Genomic DNA, 26687 nt, shown 5'->3' with positions numbered 1-26687 from the left:
TTTCGCCTATAAGACCCTGACTAAAAAGGCCCCGGCGCTATCGCCGGGGCCTTTTGCCGTGAAAGTCACGCCAAGATCAGCGCTGCCAGCCGTGCGCCATCCATAAAAAAACCCCGGCGCGAGGCCGGGGTTCTTCAGATCAGATGCGAAACGTCTAGAGATTGACGCGGCGTGCTGATTGCAGGCTGTCGAGCACGGCCTTTGCGTCGTCGCCCGGCTTGCGCTTACGCTTGGCCTGCGGCTGGTAGGCCAGCTGGGCGTGGGCTTCGCAATAGGCGTTGCCGACGCCGGAATGGCGGCCGCAAAAGCGGAATTCAGTGTCGGTCGGATCGCCGATCGGCCATTTGCACATACCCTCGCGCAAAGTCAGCACCGTGGCGTATTCGCCATTGGGCAGACGGGCGGCGTCTTGCGGCGCGACCAGGGCTGCGGGCTTGGCCTCAGCCGCGACAGGCTTCGCCTTTGACGGGGCGGCGGCCTGCGGGCTGGCTTTTGCGACCACGGGTTTCGCAGCCGGACGCGGCGCGGGCCGGGGCGCAGGGCGACGCGCAGGGCGCGAAGGCGCAGCGCGGCCTGACAGGCCCAGGCGGTGTACTTTGCCGATCACGGCGTTTCGGGTCACCCCGCCAAGTTGCTTGGCGATCTGGCTGGCGCTCAGGCCGTCAGACCAAAGCTTTTTCAGAGTTTCCACACGGTCTTCGGTCCACGCCATGGCGGTGCGCTCCTCGCCCAATTAAGCTCATCCACATATCCCACACCTAGTGATAGGGTCATTGGCTTGCCCTATATCTTGGGTGTGAACACGAGATACAGTATCTCCTGAGCCGCTAGGCACAAGATGCCGACTTGATTCGTCCGTGGATAACTTCATCCGCACCGCATGGCCTGCACAGGGCGGCGGGAGCGTGCTAGATGCGAGTACAGAGCCTTAAGGGGAGTCGCTCATGTCAGATCAAGTCGCTTCGGCGCCGCAATCCACAGCTGTCTCCGACGGCCCCCGGCCACGCCGCCTGGGTGCGGTGAACTGGCTGGGCCTGTGGACGCTGTACAAGAAGGAAGTGCGGCGGTTTCTGAAGGTCAGCTTCCAGACCGTCCTGGCGCCGGTGGCGACCACCTTGCTGTACATGATCGTGTTTTCGCTCGCGATCGGCTCGCGCCGCGGCGAGGTGATGGGCGTTGACTTCACGGCCTTCGTGGCCCCCGGCCTGATCATGCTGGGCATGCTCAACAACAGTTTCGCCAACTCGTCCTCTTCGCTGATCGTGGCGAAGGTGCAGGGCAACACCGTCGACTTCCTGATGCCGCCCCTGTCTGCGGCCGAGCTGGCGGCGGCCTTTATCGGTGGGGCGGTCACGCGCGGCGTGATTGTCGGCACGGCGACCGCCTTGGCCGTGGCGCCGTTTGTGGACATCACCATCAGCCATATCTGGGCGATGGCGTATTTCGGCCTGTCAGCGACCGCGATGATGGCGATGATTGGTCTGATCGCGGGGCTATGGGCTGAGAAGTTTGATCATCTGGCGGTGATCACCAACTTCATCATCATGCCCTTGGCGTTCCTGTCAGGCACCTTTTACTCGGTCGAGATCCTGCCTGAGCCGTTCTATTCGATCAGCCATGTAAACCCGGTCTTTTTCCTGATCGACGGCTTCCGTTACGGCTTTATCGGCAGTCATGACAGCCCGCTTCTGATCGGCGGTCTGGTCATCGCAGCGATCAATGCGGCGCTTCTCGCCGCATCCTATCTGCTGCTGCGCTCAGGCTGGCGCTTGAAGAGCTGACGCGTCTGGTTCTAGATCAGCACACTCATATTTTTCTCACCCCTTTCCACCCAGGGAGCCTTTTATGCCCAAGCCGTTGATGGACACCTATTCGCCGCCCAATCTTGATTTTGAACGCGGCGAGGGCGCTTACCTGATCGAGAAGAGCGGTGAGAAGTATCTCGACTTCATCTCGGGCATTGCGGTGAACGCGCTGGGCCACGCCCATCCCAAGGCTGTGGCGGCGCTGAAGGACCAGGCGGAGAAGCTGTGGCACACCTCCAACATGTTCCGGGTGCCGGGTCAGATCGAGCTGGCTGAAAAGTATTGCCGGGACAGCTTTGCAGACCGGGTTTTCTTCACCAATTCAGGCACTGAAGCGGTGGAGTGCGCGCTGAAGTCGGCGCGGCATTACCACTTCGCCAATGGCCGCCCCGACAAATACCGCATCATCACCTTCACCGGCGCATTCCATGGCCGCTCCTATGGCGGGATCAATGCGGGCGGCAATCCGAAATATCTCGAAGGTTTCGGTCCAGCCATGGAAGGCTTTGACCAGGTCGAGTTCGGGGACCATGAGGCGCTGAAGGCTGCGGTGACCGAAGAAACCGCCGCCATTCTGGTCGAGCCGGTGCAGGGCGAAGGCGGCGTGCGCGCCATTCCCGATGTCTGCCTGCGCGGCTTGCGTGAGCTCTGTGACGAACACGGCCTGCTGCTGATTTATGATGAAGTGCAGTGCGGCGCCGGCCGGACCGGCAAGATATGGGCGCATGAATGGGCCGAGACGGCAAAGCCGGACATCATGGCCGTGGCCAAAGGCGTGGGCGGCGGCTTCCCGATGGGAGCTTGCCTGACCACGGATGCGGCTGGCGCGCACATGGTGGTGGGCACCCATGGCTCGACCTTTGGCGGCAACCCGCTGGCGATGGCGGTCGGCAATGTGGTCTATGACGAGCTCTCAAAGCCCGGCTTCATGGAGCATGTGGTCTCCATTTCCAACACTTTGCGCCAATCGCTGTCAGGCGTCGTGGACGCGCATTCCGACAAGGTCGAAGAGCTGCGCGGGCGCGGATTGCTGGTCGGACTGAAGCTCAAGGACGGCTTTGGCAACCGCACGCTTGTCGGCAAGGCCCGCGAGCACCATTTGCTGATGGGCGCGGCTGGCGACAATGTGGCCCGGATGGCCCCGCCGCTGATCATCAATGAAGATCATGTGCGTGAAGCAGTCAGCGCCCTCGACAAGGCGCTCGGCGAGCTGCAGCCTGAGTAGTTAAGCGGAACGAGACGGACGTATGACTGATATGACCTCTACACCTGGCCCGGACTCCTTGGGGGCAGGCGACAATATCGTCCTGACGTTCCAGCTCGAAGGTTTGAGCGTGCGCGGTCGTTTCGTCCGTCTCGGAGAGACGATGGACACGATGCTGGCCGCGCATAACTACCCTCCTTCCGTCGCCCGTCTCGTCGGAGAATGTGCGCTGGTCGCTATCCTGATCGGGGATTCGCTGAAGTTTGACGGTCGTCTGATCGTTCAGGCCAGCGGCCCCGGCGCGACAGGACAGGCTGTGGAAGGCAATGGCGCGGTCGGCTTTGTCGTCGCGGATTTCGTGCCCGGAAAAGGTGTGCGGGCCTACGCCAAATATGACGCCGATCGCGTGCAGGCTCTGGAAGCCCAGGCCAGCGGCCCGTTGGGGCCGCTCGACCTTCTGGGCAAGGGCAATTTCGTCATGACGATTGATCCCGGCGAGAGCATGGAACGCTATCAGGGCGTCACCGCTATCGAGGGTGACACTCTGGCCGCCAGCGCCGAGCACTATTTCGCGCAATCAGAACAAGTGCCCACAAGGTTGCGTCTGGCTGTCGGCCAGCAAGTCATGGATGGCGGCAAAACCGTCTGGCGCGCAGGCGGCGCACTGATCCAGAAAATCGCCGCCGATGACAGCCGACCCGCGGAAGACGCCGAGTTTGATCATGCGCTCGCCCTGTTCAACACCATTGAGGATGACGAGCTGCTGGATCCGGAGCTGACGGCGGGGCGCGTGCTTTACCGTCTGTTCCACGAGGACGGCGTGCGGGTTCAGGCCGAGCGTGAGGTGAACCGCTATTGCACCTGCGGACGGGCGCGCCTCGCTAAAATGCTGGCGCGCTTTCCGGCTGATGATCGTGAGCATATGAGCAAGGAAGACGGCTCGGTCGAGATGACCTGTGAGTACTGCAAGAGCGAGTGGCGCTTCACGGCTGAAGAGATCGATGCTGCGGCCGTTGCAAACGACTGATGTCTGATGATGAAACGCTCTTTCAGCTCAGTCCTGATCTAGACGAATGCCGCCGTCAGGCGCAGATCGCGTTTGAGAAATGGTGTCGCCAGCATGCGCGCGCCTTGCCCGCCGAGGCGCTGATCGAGCATGTGGGCGCGACCGCTGTTCCAGGTTGTGAAACCAAGGGTGATCTCGACGTCGCAGTGCGTGTCGCCTCGGCGGATTTCCCTGCAGCGTTGGCGTATCTGGACTCAAGCCACCAATCCAATGTGCGCTCGGCCCGGCGCGAAGGGTTTGCGGCCTTCATCGCAACCGGCTACGCCCTCGAAGTCGGCGTTCAACTCGTCGTGCGCGGCGATAAGCTGGATCAATTCAGTGCGTTTCGTGACGCCTTGATCGCGGACAAGGTTTTGGTGGCGCGCTATAACGCGCTCAAGCGCGCCTATCGGGGGCGTTCGATGGCGCAGTATCGCGACGCCAAGGCGGAGTTCATAAAGACAGTGCTCGGCGTGTGAGGGACAGCGTTTGCACCCGTTAAGAGCGGTGCAGGCCTATGGTGGACATCCAGCGGCTTCAGGTCCATTAATGCCAACTCTCGAAGGGCTTAATTATCAAGTAAAGTGGTTCTGATGCAGCGTCCCAAACTGACTTTCCCGGACGATGTGGCGAAGTATGTCACCGAGGCCTACGAGCGCCATGACAGCATTCTGGAATACGGCAGCGGCGGTTCGACTGTTCTCGCCTCAGAGCTTGAGGGCAAGCATGTCGTCTCCGTGGAAAGTGATGCGCGATGGACCCTCGACATGCAGGCCTATCTTAAAGGCAGTCCAAAAACGCGCTCAGAACCGCGGTTGATCCCGGTGAATGTGGGCCCCACAGGTCCGTGGGGGCGTCCGCTCGATCATTCCCACTATCACCTGTTTCCCTGGTACGCTCTGTCGCCTTGGGTGTCGCGGTCTCAAAACGACCCGGACTTTTCCCTGGTGCTGGTCGACGGACGTTTCCGGGCAGCGTGTTTTCTGATCTCCATGGCGTTTGCTCGCGGTCCGCTTGAGATCATCTTTGACGATTACAAAGAGCGTGAATTCTACCATTTCATCGAAGAGTACGCGAAACCTGTCCGCTTTATCGGTCGGGCGGCGGTGTTTGAACGCGACCCTTCACTGGACTGGGGGGCGATCGCCTATCGCCATACCGCAGCGTTCTATGACGACAACTGACGGAACGGCCTTTCATGTCCTACACATTAAAAGCAGGCCGCAATAAGCTGAAGGCCAGTGAGCTTGTCGGCTCGGGCGCGCCGTCGGCGCATACGCTGTTGAAGTTCGGGTTCAGTTTTCTCGATGCGTTCGACGGGGTCGAAGCCCGCGTGCAGATCGTGCACGGATCCGTCGTGATCGATACGTTCGAGCCTGCACGCTATGGCGTATCGCAACTGGAGTTCCGAATTCAGGACCTCAATCCTGCGCACGAGATCTTTCTGGACCTGAATATTCTGACGGTTCCCGACGGATTCGCGCTCAATCAGAATCACGTTTCGCAGAGCGTGGCGCAGATCGATTTCAAAGGCGCTGAGATCATTGAGGACGCGATTGGCGCACGCGGATTTCTTGCCTATGGCGCTCGCGACATCGCCGAACGCCTAAGCTTGCGCAATGTCTACATGAAAGGCGAGCGCGCCGCGCGCTTCACGGCGCGAATCCTGAACGCTCTGACCGAGAAGCGCCCCTATGGCGTCATCAGGTTGGGTGACGGGGAAGGGCGGCTTCTTGGATATGACGACGTCTTCACCGCGTCAGAAGTGCTCAGCCAGGTCCTGTACTACCAGTTTGGTCCGCTCTCCATGCACATGCGGCGAGATGTGGACCGCAACTGGGTTCAGACGGCGGCGACGCAATTGCGCACCATGCTGGTCGAGGCCTGCGTGTCGGCGGATGAGATCGGCCTGCCGGTTTTTGATTATTTCAGGCCGCTCACAGAGGACACGCACACCATCGGCATGACAGCTTATGCCCAAGCCTTGTTCTTCGGCTTGTCGAAGACGCCCTGGACGCCGCCGGAAGACCGGATCGGAACCAATGTGTTCCAGCAATTGGCGCTGTCGAGAGACTTCTTCGCCGCCACCATGCAGGCTGCTGAGCGCGTGATTCTGGTGGGGCCGTGGGATCTCAGTGACGAATTGTCCAGCCGCCTGGGCCAACCCAATATCTCGCATGTGGAAGTGCCGCACCACCATACATGGGCGGATGAGGAAGGGTTCGGTCAGTATCCCTTCCTACATCATCACGTCGAACAGCGCATCAAGGCGCTGGGGGATTTGCGCGGCGTACTCGTCCTGGTGGGGGCGGGCATTTACGGAAAACAGTATGTGCGCCTCGCCAAGCTGCAGGGCGCTGTCGCTCTGGATGTGGGTTCCGTGTTTGATGCGTGGCGCGGCAAGGGCCGCCCCGGAGCCGCCGACGCCGGAAATCCGGTCCATCTCGACAGGCTTTCATGAATGTCGTGCGCCTGTACCGCCTAAGCATCGCCAACAACCTTTAGTGTGTCTGAGTGTCTGCGCCTTATTCCTACCGATCCAACTCGAACGCGGTTTCAGACGCCCTCTTTGATCTCAAGGAGGGGCTGGAGCGGCACAGCCTGTGGATCAATCTAGGCCTTCAGGAAGTCAAACAGCTTTATCGCGGCTCCTTGCTGGGGGCGGCCTGGATCGTTGTGTCCTTCTTGATGTTCGGCGCGGGGCTGATCTGGTTTTTCGGGGCGCTCAGCTCCAGCGATGCGCGCTGGTTCGCCGCCTACCTTCTGATCGGATTGTGGGTTTTCCAGTATATCTCGACCGCGATCACCGGGGCCTGCACCGTCTTTATCGCTGCTGAAGGCTGGTTGCGGTCGCAACGTTTGCCGATGAGCCTGTTTGCTTACAAGCTAACCTTTCGCAACGTCTTCAACCTGGCTTTGACGGGATTGTCGGTGGCCATGGCGCTGGCTTTTCTGCGCCACCCGCTCACCTGGGGTGCGCTATGGGCGATCCCGGCGCTGGTGGTGATCGTCTACACCTCGGTCTGGGTCAGCCTGCTCTTGGGCTTCCTGACGGCGCGGTTCCGTGATTTGCAGCACATCGTCGCCACCATCATGCGGTTCGCCTTTCTGATGACACCGGTTTTGTGGGTCGCGGACGAGTTGGGGACGCGCGGCAAGTTCGCCAATATCAATCCGCTGACCCATTTCATCGCCATTGTCCGGGAGCCGCTGCTCAACGGTCAGGTGGTGATGTTTCACTGGTGGGTGGTGCTGGCGATGACAGTGGTCGGCTCACTGGTCACGTTCGCCGTGTTCGCGCGCTTTCGTCGCGATCTGATTTTCTGGTTGTAACGCCATGGCTCGAGTTCTTCTCAGAAATGTCGACGTCACCTTCACCTCGCGCCGGGTGAAGCGTAAGAACGCGGAGACGGACACGGCCACAGAAGAGCGGGTGTCCGGCGGCCTGATCGAGCGTCAGGGCTCGACCCTGAACGTCCACGCCATCCGCAACATGTCGCTTTTGCTCAAGCCGGGAGACCGGCTGGGCGTCGTCGGCCGCAACGGCGCCGGCAAAACCACATTGTTGCGCACCATCGCCGGCATCTATCCGCCCAAGCGCGGCATGGTGGCCGTGGATGGGCATATCGCGACCATGTTCAACATCGGCCTGGGCATGAACATGGACGCCAGCGGATATGAGAACATCCGTCTGGCCGGCATCGTGGCGGGCAAGAGCCAGCGCGAAATCGAGGGCATGCAGGAAGACATCATCCGGTTTACCGGGCTGGGTGATTATCTGGACCTGCCGATCCGCACCTATTCGCAAGGCATGGCCATGCGGCTCAAATTCGCCTGCGCCACGGCGTTTGATGCGGATATCTTGCTGTTTGACGAATGGCTGGGCGCCGGCGACGCGGCCTTTCAGGCGCGCGCCAAGGAGCGGCTGGACGACATGGTCAAACGCTCACGCATCCTCGTGCTGGCGACCCATAACGTCAAACTGATGAAGTCGGTCTGCAATCAGGCGATCTTGATGCAGGAAGGCGTGATCACCCATCGCGGCGATGTGGATGAGGTGATCGAGCGCTCCAAGGCCCTGAACGCCTAGCCGCGCCAGAAGCGCGGCGCCAGCATCACGAAAATCACCATGATCTCCAGCCGGCCAATGATCATATTGGCCGTCATCACCCATTTCGCTGGGGCTGGCAGACCCTGGAATGAGCCGGCGGGTCCGATGATCTCGCCCAGCCCCGGCCCCACATTGGCGAGCGTGGTGGCCGCGCCGCTGACGGCGGTCACAGGATCGAGTCCGATCAGGCTCAGGATCGAGGCGCTGATCCCGAAGGTCAGGAAGAACAAGAAGAAGAACCCCAGCACCGAGCGCACCGTCTCGTCGGGAACGGTCTGGTTGCGGTAGCGGATGGGTTTGACGGCGTTGGGCCGCGCGTATTGGGCGATATAGGCGTTCATGGCCGAGGCCGCGATCTGATAGCGGAAGATCTTCACCGAGCATGTGGTCGAGCCCGCGCAGCCGCCAATGAACATCAGAACGAAGAAAATGCCCGCCGCGCCCCCGCCCCAGAGCCAGAAATCCACCGAGGCGTACCCGGTCCCGGTCAGCACGGAGACGCCGTTGACCGCTGCGATCCGCCAGGCGGGCAGATGCCCGTGATCATGGGGGTCATGGACCACCAGCCATAGCGTCAGCAGCACGGACGCTGTCAGCGCCACCATCAGAAAGGCGCGAGCCTGCGGATCGAACACCAACAAATCCGGCCGCCCCTGGGCGGCGCGCAGGAACAGCACGAACGGCAAGGCCGCCAGCACCATGAACACCAGAGCGACCAGGTCCGCGCCGCCGTCGACAAAGGCCCCGATGGAGCCGTCATGGGTGGAGAAGCCGCCCGTCGCCACTGTGGTCATGGCGTGATTGATCGCTTCAAACGGCGTCATCTCCGCGCCCAGATAGGCGAGAAAGCACAGGAAGGTCAGCACCAGATAGACCAGGCCGACCGCGGCCGCGATCTGACCGGCGCGCGGCAGGGCCTTCTCTGAGTTGTCAGAGCTTTCAAGCCGGAAGAGCTGCATGCCGCCAATCCCGAGGAGCGGCCAGATCGCCATGGCGGTGACGATGATGCCGACCCCGCCGATCCATTGCAGGATCGAGCGCCATAGCAAGATGCCCGCGGGCATGTCCTGCAAGCCCGTCAGCACCGTTGCGCCGGTGGTGGTGATGCCGGAGGTGGCTTCAAACAGCGCGTCCGTCCAGCTGATGTCGAGGCCTGAGAGTTTCAGCGGAATGGCGGCGGCGACAGACAATACGATCCACGCGCCGCCCGTCAGCAGAATCGCGCCGCGTGCGCTGAGATCCTTGGTCGAGCCGCGGCCCATCAAGGTCATGATCCCGCCGAGCGCCAGCCCCAGCCCGCCCGCGCCGAAAAAGGCGTGGGCGGCCTGCGCATCGTCATTCAGGTCCGCGATCGCCGGCGCGAACATGGCGGCGGACAGGCTGGCGAGCATGACGCCCAGCACAAAAAGAACGGTGCGGCCCGAAGCGTTCACAGGATTTCCCGAAGCGGCTCTAGTGCAAGGTCACGGTGTTGTAAGGCGAGTCCAGCGCAAAACCGGGAATGACCGCGTCAAACTTCTCGCCGTCCTCGGTGCGCATGGTGTAGGCGCCGCGCATGAACCCTGACGGGGTGCGCAAGGGCGCGCCGGAGGTATAGGCGAACACTTCGCCCGGCTTGATCCGGGGTTGCTCGCCGACCACGCCCGGCCCTTGAACGATCTCGATCTGATTGAAGGCGTCAGTGATGCGCCATTCCCGGCTCATCAATTGAACGACCGCCTGGCCCTTGTTCTCGATCTCGATGGTGTAGGACCAGACATAGCGCCCCTCATCGGGTTCGGACTCCTCGTCCCGAAAAGCCGGGCGCACACGGATCAGAATGTCCCGAGTGACTTCTTCATACATGGGCGGGCCTTCCCTTACAGCGCAAACGCGTATCAGACCCAGATAGCGTCCATGGCTCAAGCAAAATAGTACCGCACGCAGCGCGGCGCTTGTGCGGCGGTGTCGCTTGCTGGACAAGGCGGGCCTCAAACGCGGACACTTAGAACCCTCAAATGATTCTGTTGTGAAGCCCTGATCTGATGACTCCTTCCCCCGGCATTCTGCCTGACCGCGCCCTGACCGAAGCCGTCGCTCAGGGCTGGATCGCGTCTGACACGCCGCTGGAAACCGGTCAGATCCAGCCTGCCAGCCTTGATCTGCGACTGGCGCGACGGGCCTGGCGCTTGCGGGCGAGCTTCCTGCCGGGGCCGTCTCGCACGGTCATGGAGTGCCTCGATGAGGACGTGGTCATGCACGAGCTCGACCTTGAGGGCGGGGCGGTGCTGGAGACGGGCTGCGTCTATCTGGCCGAGATCCAGGAAAGTCTCAGCCTGCCCGACGCGGTCGCCGCCTTCGCCAATCCCAAAAGCTCCACCGGGCGCCTTGATGTCTTCACCCGCGTTATTGGCGATCAGTCGAGCGCCTTTGATCAGGTGCAGGCAGGCTATCAAGGCCCGCTTTATGTGGAGATTTCCCCGCGCACCTTCTCGGTGCTGGCGCGGCCCGGCGACCGGCTGGTGCAGGTGCGTCTGCGCGCGGGCGAGATGACAGCGCTTGACGCGGTGACCCTGTCCGTCGACCTCAAGGCCGGGGACGGCCAGCCCGTGGGCTATCGCGCCAAGCGCCACAGCCCGCTGGTGGACCTGATGAAAGTCGGCGCGCATGATCCCGAGCGCTTCTGGGAGCCGCTCTACGCCCCCAATGGCCGGATCGTGCTCGATCCGGGTGAATTCTACATTCTGTGTTCGCGCGAAGCCGTCAGCGTGCCGGTGGACCAAGCCGCTGAAATGGCGCCCATCGCGCCCGAAATTGGTGAGTTTCGCGCCCATTACGCCGGCTTTTTCGATCCCGGTTTCGGCGTGGATGCGGCGGGCGGCGCGGGCTCTCGCGCCGTGCTGGAAGTGCGCGGCCGCGACGTGCCCTTCATCCTCGATCATGGCCAGGCCGTGGCCCGGCTGGTCTATGAACCCATGTCGTCAGACGTGAAAACGCCCTATGGCGTCGCCGGTTCGAACTATCAGGCCCAGGGCCTGAAGCTCGCCAAGCATTTCAAGCAGGGCTGACGCGCGCAGACACGTCCTGCGTCTGCTTGCTTGCCGGGTTTGTTCAATCTGATAAAAACAACGCGCTCAAGCGGGTGTAGCTCAATGGTAGAGCGAGAGCTTCCCAAGCTCCAGACGAGGGTTCGATTCCCTTCACCCGCTCCACGTTTTTCCTGACAATTTGGGATGATCACCTGCGGCAGCTCGGGCAATGTGACGCCCCGCTGGTGCGCTATGACTATACCAGCGTGGGCGCGCTCGAGGGCCGCCGCTGGCTTCTGGCCGATGAACGCGGCCTTCTCCGGGCCAAACGCGCCCCCGGCGCCTTTGGCTGATCCTTCGAAGCTACGCCCATGCCGATGGGGCGGGCGCGATTGTTCAGACCAATACCTATGACGAATATGGTCGTCCGGGGGACTCAAACCAGGGCCGGTTCGGCTATACGGGCCAGATCTGGCTCGCCGAAGCGGGGCTCTATCATTACAAGGCCCGCGCCTATCACGCCGAGCTCGGGGTCTTCATGCAGTCCGACCCGATCGGGCATAGCGGCGGCATCAATCTCTACGCCTATGTGGGCGGGGATCCGGTGAACGCGACGGATCCGTGGGGGTTGCGAGCGTGTAAGCCGGGAAAGGACTGCATCACCGTTTACGGACAAAGGTTCATTTCCATACAAGACCGAACGGCGCTCAATGAGTTTCTGTCAAAAATGAAATCTGCTCATGCGATTGTGGACTGGGGGGATGATAGCGATGGGGAGGAAAGTGATTGTGATGGTATTATTCCGGATCGTCCTGGCCAAGAGAGAGCGGTTCGCCACCAAGTTGGAGAGCCTGATATGTGGGGAGACGTGACGCCAAACCAAAGAAAATTGCAATCGGCAGTAAATCTGGCAGCCCGTTATTTGAACAATTCTGATCACCAATCGGCAATACAAAACTGATTAGAATTCAAGATTTTAATATAATGCCTGGGTTAGTGGACCATAATGGATCCTATGACCCTAGAGGTCCTGATATTAATGTGGATGCCAATCATGTGCGGTATGGTGGGGCTGGAGATGTCGCATTTACATTGCTACATGAAATTGGGCATTCGTTGACATATTCCGAGTTCACTGCAACGTTAAGTAATAATTATGCAGGTGATTTTGATGCCTATTTTAGAGATATACGCAATTTCGAAAGTTCTTCGAATAGATATAAAAGTAAAGTGAGCCAGTTTGCTAACTGTATAATTGAATAAAGGAGGGGTAATATGGAGACTTTTGAGCTCTTAAATGAAAATCGAACTGTTGTTGCAGAGGTGTACATGGAGTATGGGGAGTATGCTATAAATACAGGTGTTTTTATAGTGCCTCTTAAGAGTTGTTCTTATGGAGGTGTATTGTGCTATACATCCCCAGTTTTTGAGTTTATTGCACCGTCTGCATTATATCACGAAGATTGGACGCATGATGGAGAGATGTATATTTGGTCTGTAATTAGCGAATTTGAAATTACATGCCATAGTGGCGTTGCGTCGACGAGTCAGATTCTTTTGGCTGAGCCGAAGAACCAAGCCTCGAATTTTATTAGAATTTATAATTACAGTCCAGAGTGTGGGCTTCAGTCCTATGTTGTTATCAATGAAGATAGTGCGAACTATACGCACATATCAGGAGAGGGACTGTTTGCGCAAATTAATGAAGCCGAATAATATTCATATTGTTTGAATTTGATTTGAGATTCTGCAGTGGAAACGCAGAAATTTTGTGAGGTTGCGACGCCGCCTCACGCCTTGAAGAACCTCGCGACTGAGCTTGAGGGCTCCACGCCGTCTGACATCCGCACTTTGGGCTTTGACTATAACCCAGCGGGACAGATCACAGAGCGGACCGATACGGGCGGCAGCTTCGCCTTTGCGGGCCATACCGATCAGACCTCGATCTATGACCATAATGCGCTCAACCAGATCATCGACATCACTGAGACGGGTGCGGTCACGCGCACGTTGACAGCCGGACGGGAGTCGAGGTGCCTTGATGCCCCCCTGCGGCGACACGCCGGGTGTGCGGTTAACCCTTCCGGTGTAAGTCCGTCTCATGAGCGAGACCCGCGCGCCTTTCAAACGAACGATACGCTGGCGGCGCCGGCTGAGGCTCTGGCGCGCCCGGCTCGACCGGATGGCGCGGGGGCCTTTGGCTTTGCTGGCTTTGTTTGCAGGCTCGGTGTTGGAAAGCACGCTTTTACCCTGGCCGATCGAGTTTCCGCTTCTGGCGTACATGTTGCGCGGCCGACGACAGGTGGTCGAGGCGACGCTGGTGGTCACGCTCGGCTCGGTGCTGGGCTGTGTGCTGAGTTATTGGGCGGGTCGTCTGGCGCTTGATCTGGCGGAGGCGTTCATCAGCGCGCGGCCCGATCTTGCATTGTCGCTAGAGGGCGCGCGGGCGCGGATCGACGCCTATGGCGCGTGGGCAGTGGGGGTGTCCATGCTGACGCCGGTGCCGGTGCAGCTGAGCTCCTTCGCCGCCGGCGCGGCGTTGATCCCGGCGCCCCTGTTTGTGCTGGCGGCGTTTTCGGGGCGGCTGGTGCGCTATGGCGCCATGGGCGTTCTACTGTTCCTCTTTGGCCGCCGCGTGCTCTGGCTGTGGGCGCGCCTGCCAAGCGGGCTGCGCCTTGCGGTGCGCGTCGGGGTGGTGGCGCTGTTCGCCCTGATGATGGGGGCGGCGATCATACTGGTCGCGGGCGGCGCTAGCGCGGCATGAAGCGCTGACCGGTTTCAAAGCCGAAATGGCTGAACACATGCGCCAGCAGCATCATGAAAAAGACGCCGCTAGCGATGCTGAGCAGAGTCCAGGGAATAAGACGCGGCTTGAGCGGATTTGAGGGCCTGCCGCTGCGCCAGGCGGCGAGCGCGAACAGGCCGGCGGTGGCGAGCATGAGCAAGAGTGTGATCGGCAGCGTCATCAGGCGTTTCTCTGCGGGCGCGGGAAACGCCGTGTTGGGTCTTGTCCCACAGATAGGGGTGGCGGGGCAGCTCGCGCAAGGCCTTGAGCGCGGCGGGCGCCTGCAACAGCCAATAGGCGGGCATGCTGAGCACAGAGCTGAGTGTCGGGTGGAAGCCCGCCCGGCGCGCGCCGGTGATCGCGCAGACCATGGCCGAGCCATAGGCGACGCCCATCAACAACGCCCCGAACGTCCACAGCGCGCCCCAACCCGGAACAAGCCCCAGAAGGATCGCGCCGAGCGCCATCGCCAGCACGGTCGGCGCGTGAATCAGCGCGCTCAACATATTGGCGAGCACGGTGAAGCTGAGGCTGAACACGCCGCCCCAGCCCAAGCTATCGATCAGGCCGCGCGGATCGCGCATATGCACCAGCCAGGTGACGAAATGGCCTTTGAGCCAGCGGCTGCGCTGATTGGTCCAGGCGCGGGGGGTGAGCGGCGCTTCTTCCAGCGTGCCCGGCTCGATCAGCCCGGCGCGCCAACCCTGGCGACCCAACCGAAAGCCCAGATCCGCGTCCTCAGTGACATTGAACGGATCCCAGGCGCCGCATTGCAAAAGCGCGGATCGGCGGAACACATTGCTGGTCCCCCCAAGCGGCAGCGGCCAGCCCAGCCGTGATAACAGCGGCAGCAGGGCGTGAAACTGGGTGGCGTATTCCAGCGCGAATTGGGCCGTTAGCCAGTTGTCTTCACGATTATACCAACCCAGTGGGGCCTGAACGACGCCCAAGCCCGGATTCGCCGCAAAGGCCTCGGCGGCGTGACGCAATTGCTGGGGGTGGGGCGAGTCTTCGGCGTCATACACCGCGATCAACTCACCGCGCGCCGCCTGCAGCGCCATGTTGAGCGCGCGCGGTTTCGTCATCGGCCCCAGCGGGGGCAGGACGACGACGCACAAGGCCTGCCGGGCCGCCAGCGCGCGGGCTGTGGCGCGTGTGGCTGTGTCATGGGCTTCCAGCGCCAGGATAATGTCGAGCTTGCGCCGCGGATAGTCGAGGCGTGACAGGGCGGCGATCAGACCGGGCAACACCTCCGCCTCGTCATAAAGCGCGATGATGACGCTGATTGTGGGCAGCTCATGGTTTGAGAGACGCATGCGCGGCGCATGGCGCGCCGGGGTGAGGGCCGCGGCGAGCCGCAAGGCGCTCATCACGATCACGCCGGATGCGGCGATCCAGAACAGCGCAAGGAGCACAAAACCCTTCAGAAGGACGACGCAGACCAGAAGGAAAGCGAGCGGGCCGAGCACCAGCGGAATAGGTGGGCTCAAGGCGTGTCCGGCGCTGGCCAGAGGATTGAGATCACGCAGGCCATAGGCGGCGGCGTGCAGATCAAGCGGCCGTCCGCTTCGAGCGGAGCGCAAGCGTCCTGAAAAAGCCGGTCTGATCACAGACGGCATGCCGCGCTCCCCCGTTGAGTACCAGCCGGGGCGTAGTTAATATTCCCTTAATAAGAGAATCAAGACTCTTTGGGGTTGAAATACAAGCGGCGCCGGTTTGCGGTCAGACGCTTGCCGTCCAGCAAGACGTCAAAGGCGGCGAAGGCGCTGGTCGGCCAGCCATAGGGCAGGTCGGAGGCGGCTTCGGCCTGACCGGCGAGCGTATGCACCAGGGCGCCGATGCCGGGATTGTGACCCACCAGCATGATCGCCTCTGCGCCCTGATCGAGCTGTTCGGCGACGGCGCGCTCCAGCATGTCCGGCGAGGCGTGATAGAGCGCCATGGGATCGGTGACGGGCAGCTCGCCCAGTATGGCGCTGAGGCGTTTCCAGGTCTCGCGGGTCCGTCGGGCCGGGCTCACAAGAGCGTGCGTGGCCTTAACGCCCGCCCGGTTCAAGGCTTCGGCCGCCCGGTCGGCGTCGGCGACGCCCCGCTCGGTCAGGCCACGGTCGAAATCGTCTTCAGCCATCATACGGTCGACGGCCTTGGCGTGGCGCATGGCGATCAGGAGGGGCATAGGGGCGAATCCTCATGCAAGGGCAATTACACGGCTTACGGGTTGCGTTGCACGGCAGCCCGCGCCAAGTAAAGCGGTGTTTGACGCCCCTCGCAAATGCTCTGATGGAGATGAATAATGGGTCTGCTGCTTGGCGATATCGCCCCGAACTTTGAAGCGGAAACCACCGAAGGCAAGATCAAGTTCCACGACTGGATCGGTGATGACTGGGTGGTGTTCTTCTCTCACCCCGCCGACTACACCCCGGTTTGCACCACGGAGCTCGGCTACACCGCCCGGCTGAAAGACGAATTCGCCAAGCGCGGCGCCAAGGCGATCGCGCTGTCTGTGGACCCGATTGCGGACCACCATGGCTGGGTCAAGGACATTGAAGAGACCCAAGGCGTTAAGATGAACTTCCCGATCATCGCCGACACGGATCGCTCGGTGTCCGAGCTCTATACGATGATCCACCCCAACGCCGATCCGAAAGTGACTGTGCGGGCCGTCTACATCATCGACCCGAACAAGAAGATCCGCGCCACCTTCACCTATCCGCCGAGCGCGGGCCGGAACTTCAACGAAGTGCTGCGCCTGATCGACTCCCTGCGGCTGACCGATGGCTACAAAGTGGCCACCCCGGTGAACTGGGAAGATGGCCAGGACGTGATCGTGGTGCCGTCCATTTCCGACGAAGAGGCCGACAAGCTCTTCCCCAAAGGCTACACCAAGATCAAGCCGTATCTGCGCACCACGCCGCAGCCGGACAAGTAAGCCTCTCAGAGGTTTATATGTGAATGCGGCCGCTCCGGAACCCGGGGCGGCCGTTTTTTTGATACAAGGTAGTAAAGGATACTTGACGTTAAGCGAGCTTTACACAATATGTGAAGCACGCTTTACAAAAGGAGTGAGCGCCATGCGCCTAAAAACCCTGTTCGCCTCTACGATCTCCGCCGCGGCCCTTGTGCTGGGCGGGTGCGCAGGCGGCTCCACATCCGCCATGCTTCTGACGGGCACGCTCTATACCGGTTTCACACGGATTGATCCCGTGGCGCGCAGCGTCGCCGAAGACAGCTGGGTCGTGGTTCAAGAAGGCCGGATCGCAGCTTTTGGCTCCGACGAGCCGCCGCGGGGCGCCTTTTCCGCTGTGCAGGACATGACCGGCTTGTACGCTTTGCCGGGATTCATTGATGTGCATGGGCATCTGACCGCAGGCCCGCATGCGATCGAATTCGTTGATGGCCAACCCGTGCTGACCATCGAAAGTGTGGATGAGATCACGGAGTTTCATGCCCGCATGGCGCTGGCGTTCGGCGTCACGACGGTACGCAATCCCGGCTCTGACCCGGAAGCCAGCGCGGCTTATGACCAACGCGTCAGCACGGGAGAATGGCTGGGCCCGCGGACCTATCATGCGGGCTCGGTCATCCAGCCGCCGCCCTATGGCGGATCGGCCTTCGCCTATCCCCGGACCGAAGAGGAATGGCAGGCAGAAGCTGCGCGCCAGGCGGCGCTGGGGATGACCTATTTCAAGCTCTATCACAGCCTGACCGAGGCGCAGCTTGAAACGGGCGCACGTGTGGCGCGCGAGCATGGTCTGGAGCCGATTGCGCATCTGGATCAGGTGAGCTGGACGCGAGCGGCGGAACTGGGCGTAACAGGCTTCCTGCACGCCATGCCGACCAGCGCAGACCTGCTCGAGCCGGGCGCGCGGGAGGACTACATCAATGTGCGCGGGATGGATGCGCGCTTCATGTATCAATGGTTCGAGCGTGTCGAATTTGATGGCCCACTGATGCAGGAGCTGTTCTCGACCCTGGCTGAAACAGGCGCCAATGTGGACCTGACCTTGCAGGTCAATGCACTGGTCACCGGGCCTGAAGGGTTCGAGCGGGTTTATCCGCCTGAGGATCAGCCCTATTTCCACCCTCGCACTCTGTCGGGCCTGCAGCAGATGCTCGCCATGAATGGCGGCGACTGGACCGATGAGGATACCCGCCGTTCCCAGGCGGCCTTGTTGCGAAGCTTCGAGTTTGCACAGCGTCTGGACGCGGCGGGCATTCCCCTTGGCATCGGGACGGATGGCCCGGGCGGCGGACCTGCTTATGCAACCGAGCTTGGCTTGCTGGCTGACGCCGGGTTTTCGTCCTGGCGCATACTGGAGCTGGCCACGGTAGGCGGCGCGACCGTTATGGGGCTGGAGAATGAGACGGGGCGTTGGGCCGTCGGCCTGGACGCTGACCTTGTTTTCTTGCGTAATAATCCGCTTGAGGCCATCACGCACGCCCGCAATGCGGCCTGGGTTATGACGGACGGGAGCTTGCACAGTTTCGAGGATCTGACCTGGGATGTGCAGCTTCAGCCTGCTGCGCTGCAGTCGGATTGATAGAGCCGCCAGTCTGACTTGATGAATCGACCGTCCCGTCTATCGAGGCGGTCTTTTTTTTACAAAAATGAGTAAAGGGTGCTTGACGTGAAGTGAGCTTTACATCATATGTGAAGTACGCTTTACATGAAGGGAAGGGCGTCATGTCTGCTGATAGTTTGAAAGCTCTGCCCTGGCTAGCGCTCTATGCGCTCGCCTTCCTGACTCAGCCAGCAGCCGAAGCGCCTCCTTCGCAAGAGCCGCTCGCTCAGGACAGGTTGCACAGTGAAGCGACACAGCAACCGGGCATATGAACGCCCCGCCTCATGGCGCATAGAAAGGACCCATCATGAAACAGGGACAAACCATCCGCCGCATCGCCGCCTTCGCTTTGATCGGGTTGTGTGCGGCCTCCTGGGCCGCTTTGGGCCTGACGATCCTGTTTGACGCCCCTCGCGCATTGATGATCTCGGCCGTCATCGCCGCGGCGTTTTCCACCGAAGCCATGATCTGGGGCGGCGGCGCGCTGTTGGGATGGACCGCGTTTGCGAACCGCGCCCGCCTCTGGAGGAAGCTGACTGGATCAGTTTAGGAAGTTAAGAGGCAGATGTTCAGGAGAGAGTGAATGGAACACTGGTTGGACTTTTTGTTGCCCGAAACGGCCTCTGCGCCCGTTAGAGCTCGAACGCGCTATACGATTGCAGGTGCGCTGGCGGGCCTGATCGAAGTTTGCTCCATATTGCTTTTTCATTTCGGCGCGGCGCCTGATCTCGTCTTGTTGGGCGCTGTCGTGGGACTTGTTTGGCTGGCCTGGGAGTTTGTCCTGCTGGTTCGCTCGCTCGACGAGCTGCAACAGCGCATTCATTTGACGGCGCTGGCATGCGCCGGTGGCGGAACGGCTTTTGTGCTCACAAACTGGGCGATCGCCGGGCTGGTCTTGCCTCTCCCGGAACTCAATTCTGTGGTCGCATTGCCTATGTTTGTCGTGCTGTATTGGGTCGTTCTCTCATTTCAAAGTCGCCGCTACGCATGAAGAACCGTCTGAAAGATATCCGGGCTGACCTCGGCTGGAGCCAGGCGGCGCTGGCGGACAAGCTCGACGTCTCGCGCCAGACCATCATCTCCATCGAGAACGGCAAATATGATCCGTCTCTGCCGCTGGCGTTCAAGATCGCGCGGGTGTTCGGCCAGCCGATCGAAGCGATCTTTGATGACGAGCACAGCTGACCTCCTCGAGACGGCGGCGACCTGGCTCGCGGCCAAGCCGGAGCTGCAAGCCTTTTCGGCGTATTTCAACGCGAAACAGGCCGGCCTGAAGGCGGCGGCCGAACAGGCCGGCGACACCTTCGCGGCCCAGCTGGAGCAAGCCCCGCTGACGGAGGCGATCTCCTTGGTGCGCATGCTTGATGAAGCAAGGCGTCTGTTTGGCGCTATCCCTGGCTTCATGCCCTATCCGGTGGCGATGGCGGCGAGCCGGGTCTGCCAGACATGGGAAGAGGAAGACGCCGCAGCGGCGGATCCGCTGGTGTTCAGAGCCGGATTTGAGTGGAACCCAGACCTGTTCGCACAGGCGTTGGAGCGCGACCCCTGTCATCCGGCGGCCCTGCGCGGACGCATTCTTGATCTGTTGAGGCGGGTTTCCAACGCGTTTCATACTGTCGAGCGCGGCGCCCTGTCAGAACCCGAACCTGATGTGCGCGCCGCCATGCAGGCTCTCGCCACTCTGTGCGAACAGCTTCAAGCGCCGGACTTCACACAGGCCGTACTGGAAGAGCTGAACCTCTTTCAAGAGGTGCTGGCGGGCCTCGACGCATGGCGCGCCGCTGGTCAGCCTGGGAGCTTCACCGCCTATATGCAGGCGCAGGGGCTGGATCTGAATGCCTTGCCGGGATTCTTCGCCTGATCCGCGTGCGCGTTCTTCGCCATCGCGTGTCGCTCAGCGCCCGCACAGTTGACCAAACCCGCTGGCGGTTCTACTTGCCCTGCTTCAATCCGACTCGTAGCAGGAAAAGAGACCCGCGATGACCGATTTCGCCGCGCTCGCCCAGAACGCCAAGGCCTGGCCCTTTGAGCAGGCCCGCCTGGTGAAGAAACGGGTGGAGAAAAGCGGGATGAAGGGCGGCGCGGTCATTTTCGAGACCGGCTACGGCCCGTCCGGCCTGCCCCATATCGGCACCTTCGGCGAAGTGGCGCGCACCGCCATGGTGCGCCATGCCTTTCGGGTGCTGACAGACGATCAGTATCCCACCAAGCTCATCGCCTTTTCCGATGACATGGACGGCATGCGCAAAGTGCCGTCAAACTTGCCTAATCAGGACATGCTGACGGCGCATCTGGGCAAGCCGCTGTCCGACGTGCCCGATCCGTTCGGCACCCATGAGGGTTTTGCGCAGCATAACAATGCGCGCCTGCGCGCCTTCCTCGACAGCTTCGGTTTCGAGTACGAATTCCGCTCCGCCACCCACGAATATCGCTCAGGCGCGTTTGACGAGGCGTTGATCCGCGCGCTCGAGAAATTCGATGACATCATGGCGGTGATGCTGCCCACGCTGGGCGCGGAGCGGCAGGCGACCTATTCGCCCTTCCTGCCGATCTCGCCGACCACGGGCCGGGTGCTCTATGTGCCGATGAAGGCCATCGACGCCAAGGCCGGCACGATCACCTTTGAGGATGAGGACGGGACCGACATCACCCTGCCGGTGACGGGGGGCAACACCAAGCTGCAATGGAAGCCCGATTTCGGCATGCGCTGGGCCGCGCTGGGCGTAGATTTCGAGATGTTCGGCAAGGATCACCAGGCCAATGCGCCAGTCTATTCCAAGATCTGCCGCATCCTGGGCGTCGAGCCGCCGGTGCAATATGTCTACGAGCTGTTCCTGGACGATCAGGGCGAGAAGATTTCCAAATCCAAAGGCAATGGTCTGGCGGTGGAAGACTGGCTGCGCTACGCGCCGCAGGAGAGCCTGTCGCAATACATGTTCCAGAAGCCGCGCACGGCCAAGCGTCTGTATTTCGACGTGATCCCCAAGGCGATCGATGAGTATCGCCAGCATTTGCGCGCCTATCCGGATCAGGAACCGGCCAAGCAGATTGAAAATCCGGTCTATCACATCCATTCGGGTGAGCCGCCCAAGGCGGGCTCTGATATCGGATATGCCTTGCTGCTCAATCTCGTCTCGGCGGCGAACGCTCATGACAAGGCGACGCTGTGGGGGTTCATCGCCAAATATGCGCCCGACCTGACGCCGGAAACCGATCCCTTCCTGGACCGGCTCGCCGGGTACGCCTTGGCCTATTACGAAGACCAGGTGAAGCCGAACAAGGTTTATCGCGCGCCTACCGATATGGAGCGGGCGGCCATGGAGGATCTGGTGCAGCGCCTGAAGGCGCTTGATCCGGGCGAGACCGATCCGGAAGTCATCCAGACCGAGGTTTACGCCGCGGGCAAGAGCCAGGACTTTGAAAACCTGCGCGACTGGTTCCAGGCGCTCTATGAAGTGCTGCTCGGGCAAAGCCAGGGGCCGCGCTTTGGCGGTCTGGCGGCGCTCTATGGTCTGCCGGGCGCGATTGAGTTGATCGAACGGGCTCTGGAGGGTGACGATTTGTCCTAGGGATAAAGGCCAGTCTTCGCGTCTCAAACGCATTGATAAAATGCGCCGGGCCTGAGCCTGGCGCATTTTTCATTATGGGTTCAGGGGGCTGCTCATTGATGACAACTTCCGAGGCCGAGCGGCATGAAGTAGCGGTTATGAATCAAGCTGAATTATAATCAAATTACTGAATTATAATCATAATTAAAGATATCCACAGGCTGGCGCTTAGCCTGACATAAAACTGAAAAACATCAGTTTTTTCTAAGTCGTTATAAAACCTTGGAAATTTTATCCTGCCGCATGTCCTTCGCTGCCCGCATTGTCCGTGCGCGATGCTGAAATATTATATTTAACAATGGCTTGGGGCGCATTAGGAAAGCGTGAAGCTTGTAATTCCTCCCCACTTTTCATCCGTATCCAGATGTATTACATTAATATGACTGTTGGGTGACAGAACAATAACCGAGACGGTCGTCGATGTTTCAGCGCGCAGGCTTCACCCCCCTGATGAAGGTCTGAACCGGCTCCGTCCATATAGCGATGCGCAATGCCGAGAGGCGCGGCGGATCGTGTCAGAATGAGGAGTGAACCCAATGAAGCATTTTATCAAAACCGTAGCGGCGGCCTCTGTCCTGGCGTCTGCTGGCCTGTTCGCGGCCTCCGCGCAGCAATCTGAAGAATTCACCTTTGCGGTGGATCGCGCCGAGCTGACCTCCCAGTCCGCTGTACGCGTGGCCTATCAGCGCCTGAACGCGGAAGCCGAACGCTATTGCGGTTCGCTGCCGCTGCAGTCTGACACCGAGATGGCCTATTGCCGGGCTGATGTGGTCGAGCATGTGATCAGCGCCGTGTCCCATGACGGTCTTCAGACGCTTCATGTGGAGCGCACCCGTGAAGCACGTTACGTGGCTGACCGCGGCTAGAACGCCGATCGCCGATACCGTATCTGCGGCACGGATCAAAACGGGCTCATCAGCAAACGCTGGCGGGCCCGTTTGTTTTGCGGCTTGAGCGCTTGACGCTGCATGCGCCCTCTTCAATGCTCGGCCTGACACGGGCAGGGTGCGCCTGCCTTTTTTTATCCAGCCGGAGCGCCCTATGGACCACATCAAGTCCGCTATTCGCACGATCCCCGATTATCCCAAGCCGGGCATCATGTTCCGCGATGTCACCACGCTGCTGGGCGACGCCGGCGCGTTCCGCGCTGCGGTGGATGCGATGGTGTTTCCCCATGCGGGCAAGAAGATTGACAAGGTCGCCGGGATCGAGGCGCGCGGCTTTATTCTGGGCGGCGCGGTTGCGCACCAGCTGAGCGTCGGGTTCGTGCCGATCCGCAAGAAGGGCAAGCTGCCGCATTCCACGCTCAGCCAGAGCTATGAGCTCGAATACGGCACGGACGAGGTGGAGATCCATACCGACGCCATCAAGCCGGGCGAAACGGTGCTGATCGTGGATGACCTGATCGCCACGGGCGGTACGGCGGAAGCCGCGATCAAGCTGATCCGTTCGGCCGGCGGCGAGGTGGTGGGCTGCTCCTTCGTTATCGACCTGCCGGACATTGGCGGCGCGAAAAAGATTGAGGCTCACGGCGTGAAAGTCGCGAGCCTGGTGGCGTTCGAAGGCGAGTAGGCTCTCCACTCACTCCGTACAAAAAAGCCCCGGAGCAGCGCTCCGGGGCTTTCTCGTTTTCGGTAGGCCTCACGCCTATTCGATGAAGTCACGCACGTCTTGCGCCAGCTGCTCAATGGAGGGCTGGTGCAGATACATCATGTGGCCGGCCGGATAATAGGTCAGCTCGATGCGGTCCTGATCGTAATAGCCGGGACGGTTGAACGTCATCTCGGTGGCGAAGAACGGCGTCGCCAGATCATAGATGCCGTTGGTGGCGAGCACCCGCAGATCCTGGTTCTGGCGCATGGCGCGCTCGAGCCAGACCGAGGTGTTGACGTAATTATTGTTGCCGCCGGCGGGGCCAGCGTCCCAGTTCCACTCGCGCACGCCGCCCAGCGTGGTGTAGGGGCGGGTTTCATCCACGCCCAGAACGCGGGTGTAGTAATCCATCATTGCGGAGGTATAGGCGCCGTCAATGCCATAGCCGGACGGGTCGCCCTCCGGGCTGTCGGCCACGCCGATCGGCTCCACGCCCGTGAAGCGCGAGTCAAAGCGTCCCACGGACAGGCCCTGATCGCGCAGCAATTCAGTGCGGAAGCGCGACAGCGTCACACGCATGTCGGAACGTTCGATATATTGTTCTGACAGGCCGGTCAGCGCGCTCATGCGGGAGATGACGTCAGCCTTGCGGGCGGCGTCGATGTCATGACCACGCACCAGCGCCGGCAGGTATTCATCGGTGGCGAAGGCGCGGGCGTCATCCAGGAAGGCGTCACGATCATTGTTCCAGGCGGAGCGGTCCACCAGATTGTGATGCCAGGCGGTGGCGGCGTAGCCGGGGATCAGGCCCACATAGCCGATTTCATTGCCGGGATCGGTGGCGTCCAGACGGAAGTCGAGCACCACGGAGATGAGCACGACGCCATTGATGGAGACGTCATTCCAGCCTGCTTCGAGCTGACGCATCAGCGCGCCGATGCGGGTGGTGCCATAGCTTTCGCCGAGCAGGTATTTCGGCGAATTCCAGCGCTGATGCTCGGTCAGCCATTTGCGGATGAAGGCTGCGACGGAAGCCGCGTCTTCATCCACGCCCCAAAACTCTTCAGCCGGGTCGGTGTCGCCAAGCGCGCGGCTCCAGCCGGTGCCGACGGGGTCGATGAAGACGAGATCGGCCTCATCCAGAAGCGTTTCAGGGTTTTCGCGCAGGTCGAACGGCGCGGCGCCGTCATCGCGGGCGTCGCTGGGCAGCACCACGCGTTGCGGGCCGAACATGCCCATATGCAGCCAGAGCGAGGCCGAGCCGGGTCCGCCATTGAAAATGAAGGCCACCGGGCGGGTGCGCGGATCAGACACGCCGTCGCGCAGATAGGTGGTGGAGAAGATCGAGCCGGTGGGCTCGCCTTCGTCGTTTTCCAGATACGTCTCGCCAGCAATGACGCTGTAGCGGATACGCTCGCCATCAGCGGTGATCTGGCCGGTGGATTCCCAGCGTTTGGGTTCTGGAATGTCGGGCGTCTCGTCCTGAGCCATGAGCGGGCTGGCGAGCATGAGCGCCGCGCTGAGCGCGGCGGCGGCGGTGCGGATCATATCCGTCTCCTTTTCCCCGTATTTTCCCGGCTTTTCGACGTCGCCGTCAGGGCCGGTGTTATAATAGTACGTTGTGCGGTCTTGGCGCTTGTCAGGTCAAGTCCAGACATAAGGGCGAGCCCAAACGCAAACCGCCCCCGTCCAGAGGACGGGGGCGGCGCAAGGCGTTGATCTTAACCTTCGAAGGCGTTGATCAGCGTGCGCAAATGGGCGCGGTGCGCTTTGGCTTCGCGCGAGCCCATCAGGTCGGGCATCCAGTCGGGGCCGACCCAGCCTTTGACGTCGTTGATGGCGGCGAGAGCGGCCGACCGGGCCACCGGCGAATAATCGCCGTTTCCGACGATCGAGATCAGCTGGCGCAGATACTCCACCTGCAGGTTCTGGCGATAGGTGTTCGGTTCACCGCGAATGTCGGCGGCGTACACCACTTGCGTCAGGTCCTGCAGATAATCGGCCACCGGATACTCCCCGCCATACTGGCGCGCATCATTCATACGCTCGAGCATGTTGGGATGCAGCAGATGCGCCATGACGGCGCGTTGCTGGTTGAACGCACGCTCATGAAGCGCCGGGTCTTCATCGCTGCCGAAATGATCAAAGAAGCGCCGCTGACGTTGCAGATGATCCAGATAGGCTTCTTCCGCTGCGAACGCGTCCGGACCGAACAGAGCGGCGTCGAGTACGTCGAGCGCTTGTTCCTGCGTGTCGCGAGGAACCGGGATGAACGGCGTCTCGGCGCCGGGTTGACCCACCACCGAGCGGTTGTTGTAGATCCCGCCGATATGACGGCTGGCCACATTGGCGGCGCCGAAGCGCTGGCCAGAGAGCACCAGATAGCTCGTCAGAAGAGGCTGATACGTTTCCCCTTCAATCTCGAAGTTTTCCGGCAGTGTACGCAGGGTGTCGTTGATCAGCTCAACGCGCTGGCCGGCCCAGGTCACAGGGTCGGACGACAGGTCATTGATCATCACGCGCGGGTCAGAGTGGCGGCCCGGCGAACGCAGGTCGTCGGCGTCATTGCCGAAAGCCAGCGCCGGATCCGTCGATTGCTCTAAAAGTGCGGGCAGGGCGTCCGCATCCGGGGTGTAGCCATAGCTGATCGCCCAAATGTCATACGGTCCCGGGACTTCCTGGGAGTATTGCACGCTGGCGCCGTCTTGCATCGGCAGGTTCAGCGCCGGGTAATCCATGATGGAGCCGGTCACGGTTTCGCCATTCGCCAGGTCTTCAAGCGAAATGGTCGAAGTCGCCCGCATGTTATGCATCAGGCCCAGTGTGTGGCCGATCTCGTGGATCACGAGATAGTGAAGGGACTGACGGATCAGTTCGTCAACTTCGACCGTGGATGCGCCTTGCGCCTGCAAGGCGGCGACGCCGGACAGCGTCTCCATTTGCAGATGTTCAGCGAAATTGCACAT

General features: G+C 61.0%; 28 protein-coding genes and 1 tRNA gene. 22 read left to right on the top strand and 7 right to left on the bottom strand.

What is annotated here, in order from left to right:
• Nucleotides 1-154: 154 nt before the first annotated feature.
• Entirely contained in the window at nt 155-712 is a 558-nt protein-coding gene (locus B3M53_RS13920; protein ID WP_022700268.1) for a GcrA family cell cycle regulator, read from the bottom strand.
• A gap of 232 nt (nt 713-944) precedes the next feature.
• Between B3M53_RS13920 and B3M53_RS13915 the strand changes: the two genes are divergently transcribed.
• The 8 genes from B3M53_RS13915 to B3M53_RS13880 all read left to right on the top strand — a co-directional run bounded on the left by B3M53_RS13915 (nt 945) and on the right by B3M53_RS13880 (nt 8144).
• Entirely contained in the window at nt 945-1781 is an 837-nt protein-coding gene (locus tag B3M53_RS13915) for an ABC transporter permease (protein ID WP_160092496.1), read from the top strand.
• Between the two features lie 64 nt (nt 1782-1845).
• The gene (locus B3M53_RS13910; protein ID WP_273145382.1) at nt 1846-3030 is read left to right on the top strand and encodes an aspartate aminotransferase family protein; all 1185 of its coding nucleotides are present in this window, start codon (nt 1846-1848) and stop codon (nt 3028-3030) included.
• Nucleotides 3031-3052: 22 nt separating this feature from the next.
• The gene (locus tag B3M53_RS13905; protein ID WP_286800751.1) at nt 3053-4036 is read left to right on the top strand and encodes an Hsp33 family molecular chaperone; all 984 of its coding nucleotides are present in this window, start codon (nt 3053-3055) and stop codon (nt 4034-4036) included.
• The gene (locus B3M53_RS13900) at nt 4036-4533 is read left to right on the top strand and encodes a GrpB family protein (RefSeq protein ID WP_286800750.1); all 498 of its coding nucleotides are present in this window, start codon (nt 4036-4038) and stop codon (nt 4531-4533) included. The genes B3M53_RS13905 and B3M53_RS13900 overlap by 1 nt, the downstream gene beginning before the upstream one ends.
• Nucleotides 4534-4647: 114 nt before the next feature.
• A complete protein-coding gene (locus B3M53_RS13895) occupies nt 4648-5238 on the top strand; it encodes a hypothetical protein (protein WP_286800749.1) in 591 nt (196 codons plus the stop codon).
• Between the two features lie 14 nt (nt 5239-5252).
• Nucleotides 5253-6515: a hypothetical protein gene (locus B3M53_RS13890; protein ID WP_286800748.1), complete on the top strand. Its 1263-nt coding sequence runs from the start codon at nt 5253-5255 to the stop codon at nt 6513-6515.
• A gap of 53 nt (nt 6516-6568) precedes the next feature.
• Nucleotides 6569-7387, top strand: coding sequence for an ABC transporter permease (locus B3M53_RS13885; protein WP_286800747.1), 819 nt, complete (start codon nt 6569-6571; stop codon nt 7385-7387).
• A 4-nt stretch (nt 7388-7391) separates the two neighbouring features.
• The gene (locus tag B3M53_RS13880) at nt 7392-8144 is read left to right on the top strand and encodes an ABC transporter ATP-binding protein (RefSeq protein WP_286800745.1); all 753 of its coding nucleotides are present in this window, start codon (nt 7392-7394) and stop codon (nt 8142-8144) included.
• Here the strand turns inward: B3M53_RS13880 and B3M53_RS13875 are convergent.
• Nucleotides 8141-9598 carry a TrkH family potassium uptake protein gene (locus B3M53_RS13875; RefSeq protein ID WP_286800744.1) on the bottom strand — a complete coding sequence of 486 codons (1458 nt, stop codon included), beginning with the start codon at nt 9596-9598 and terminating at the stop codon, nt 8141-8143. The two genes, B3M53_RS13880 and B3M53_RS13875, sit on opposite strands and share 4 nt — an antisense overlap.
• 19 nt (nt 9599-9617) lie before the next feature.
• Complete coding sequence (apaG, locus tag B3M53_RS13870; RefSeq protein ID WP_286800743.1) at nt 9618-10010, bottom strand: Co2+/Mg2+ efflux protein ApaG; 393 nt, start codon at nt 10008-10010, stop codon at nt 9618-9620.
• A gap of 179 nt (nt 10011-10189) precedes the next feature.
• On the opposite strand from apaG, the gene B3M53_RS13865 reads away from it, so the two are divergent.
• The 5 genes from B3M53_RS13865 to B3M53_RS13845 all read left to right on the top strand — a co-directional run bounded on the left by B3M53_RS13865 (nt 10190) and on the right by B3M53_RS13845 (nt 13937).
• Nucleotides 10190-11212, top strand: a complete 1023-nt coding sequence (locus tag B3M53_RS13865; protein WP_286800741.1) for a 2'-deoxycytidine 5'-triphosphate deaminase domain-containing protein — start codon at nt 10190-10192, stop codon at nt 11210-11212.
• 70 nt (nt 11213-11282) lie between these two features.
• A tRNA-Gly gene (locus B3M53_RS13860) sits at nt 11283-11356 on the top strand.
• 166 nt (nt 11357-11522) lie between these two features.
• Nucleotides 11523-12134, top strand: coding sequence for an RHS repeat-associated core domain-containing protein (locus B3M53_RS13855; RefSeq protein WP_349678854.1), 612 nt, complete (start codon nt 11523-11525; stop codon nt 12132-12134).
• 314 nt (nt 12135-12448) lie between these two features.
• The gene (locus B3M53_RS13850; RefSeq protein ID WP_286800740.1) at nt 12449-12889 is read left to right on the top strand and encodes a hypothetical protein; all 441 of its coding nucleotides are present in this window, start codon (nt 12449-12451) and stop codon (nt 12887-12889) included.
• Between the two features lie 385 nt (nt 12890-13274).
• Nucleotides 13275-13937: a YqaA family protein gene (locus B3M53_RS13845; RefSeq protein WP_286800739.1), complete on the top strand. Its 663-nt coding sequence runs from the start codon at nt 13275-13277 to the stop codon at nt 13935-13937.
• A 68-nt stretch (nt 13938-14005) separates the two neighbouring features.
• Here B3M53_RS13845 and B3M53_RS13840 read toward each other — a convergent pair whose 3' ends face one another.
• A complete protein-coding gene (locus B3M53_RS13840) occupies nt 14006-15577 on the bottom strand; it encodes a glycosyltransferase (protein WP_286800738.1) in 1572 nt (523 codons plus the stop codon).
• 59 nt (nt 15578-15636) lie between these two features.
• Entirely contained in the window at nt 15637-16134 is a 498-nt protein-coding gene (locus tag B3M53_RS13835) for a SixA phosphatase family protein (RefSeq protein WP_286800737.1), read from the bottom strand.
• A 117-nt stretch (nt 16135-16251) separates the two neighbouring features.
• Here B3M53_RS13835 and B3M53_RS13830 point away from each other — a divergent pair, with 117 nt between their 5' ends.
• The 9 genes from B3M53_RS13830 to B3M53_RS13790 all read left to right on the top strand — a co-directional run bounded on the left by B3M53_RS13830 (nt 16252) and on the right by B3M53_RS13790 (nt 23700).
• Nucleotides 16252-16887 (top strand): peroxiredoxin, encoded by a 636-nt coding sequence (locus B3M53_RS13830; protein ID WP_286800736.1) that lies wholly within the window; start codon nt 16252-16254, stop codon nt 16885-16887.
• A 142-nt stretch (nt 16888-17029) separates the two neighbouring features.
• The gene (locus tag B3M53_RS13825; protein ID WP_286800735.1) at nt 17030-18499 is read left to right on the top strand and encodes an amidohydrolase family protein; all 1470 of its coding nucleotides are present in this window, start codon (nt 17030-17032) and stop codon (nt 18497-18499) included.
• A gap of 328 nt (nt 18500-18827) precedes the next feature.
• On the top strand, nt 18828-19070 hold the full coding sequence (locus B3M53_RS13820) for a hypothetical protein (protein ID WP_286800733.1): 243 nt from the start codon (nt 18828-18830) through the stop codon (nt 19068-19070).
• A gap of 33 nt (nt 19071-19103) precedes the next feature.
• A complete protein-coding gene (locus B3M53_RS13815) occupies nt 19104-19511 on the top strand; it encodes a hypothetical protein (protein ID WP_286800731.1) in 408 nt (135 codons plus the stop codon).
• Entirely contained in the window at nt 19508-19705 is a 198-nt protein-coding gene (locus B3M53_RS13810; RefSeq protein ID WP_286800729.1) for a helix-turn-helix transcriptional regulator, read from the top strand. Before B3M53_RS13815 ends, B3M53_RS13810 begins: the two co-directional genes overlap by 4 nt.
• A complete protein-coding gene (locus tag B3M53_RS13805; protein WP_286800725.1) occupies nt 19689-20381 on the top strand; it encodes a hypothetical protein in 693 nt (230 codons plus the stop codon). The genes B3M53_RS13810 and B3M53_RS13805 overlap by 17 nt, the downstream gene beginning before the upstream one ends.
• 118 nt (nt 20382-20499) lie before the next feature.
• Nucleotides 20500-22089, top strand: coding sequence for a lysine--tRNA ligase (locus tag B3M53_RS13800; RefSeq protein WP_286800723.1), 1590 nt, complete (start codon nt 20500-20502; stop codon nt 22087-22089).
• Nucleotides 22090-22664: 575 nt separating this feature from the next.
• On the top strand, nt 22665-22994 hold the full coding sequence (locus B3M53_RS13795; protein WP_286800720.1) for a UrcA family protein: 330 nt from the start codon (nt 22665-22667) through the stop codon (nt 22992-22994).
• 175 nt (nt 22995-23169) lie between these two features.
• Nucleotides 23170-23700, top strand: a complete 531-nt coding sequence (locus B3M53_RS13790; protein ID WP_028284521.1) for an adenine phosphoribosyltransferase — start codon at nt 23170-23172, stop codon at nt 23698-23700.
• A 75-nt stretch (nt 23701-23775) separates the two neighbouring features.
• On the opposite strand, the gene B3M53_RS13785 is transcribed toward B3M53_RS13790, so the two are convergent.
• Together B3M53_RS13785 and B3M53_RS13780 are read right to left on the bottom strand one after the other, a co-directional pair.
• A complete protein-coding gene (locus B3M53_RS13785) occupies nt 23776-25269 on the bottom strand; it encodes a S10 family peptidase (RefSeq protein WP_286800718.1) in 1494 nt (497 codons plus the stop codon).
• 173 nt (nt 25270-25442) lie between these two features.
• A partial coding sequence (locus B3M53_RS13780; RefSeq protein WP_286800716.1) for a zinc-dependent metalloprotease occupies nt 25443-26687 on the bottom strand: 1245 nt, incomplete at its 5' end.

This window comes from Oceanicaulis sp. UBA2681 (assembly GCF_002354675.1).
Classification (GTDB): Bacteria; Pseudomonadota; Alphaproteobacteria; order Caulobacterales; family Maricaulaceae; genus Oceanicaulis; species Oceanicaulis alexandrii.
Note: the sequence above shows the minus strand (reverse complement) of the source record. Positions and strands in the feature narration are given on the sequence as shown.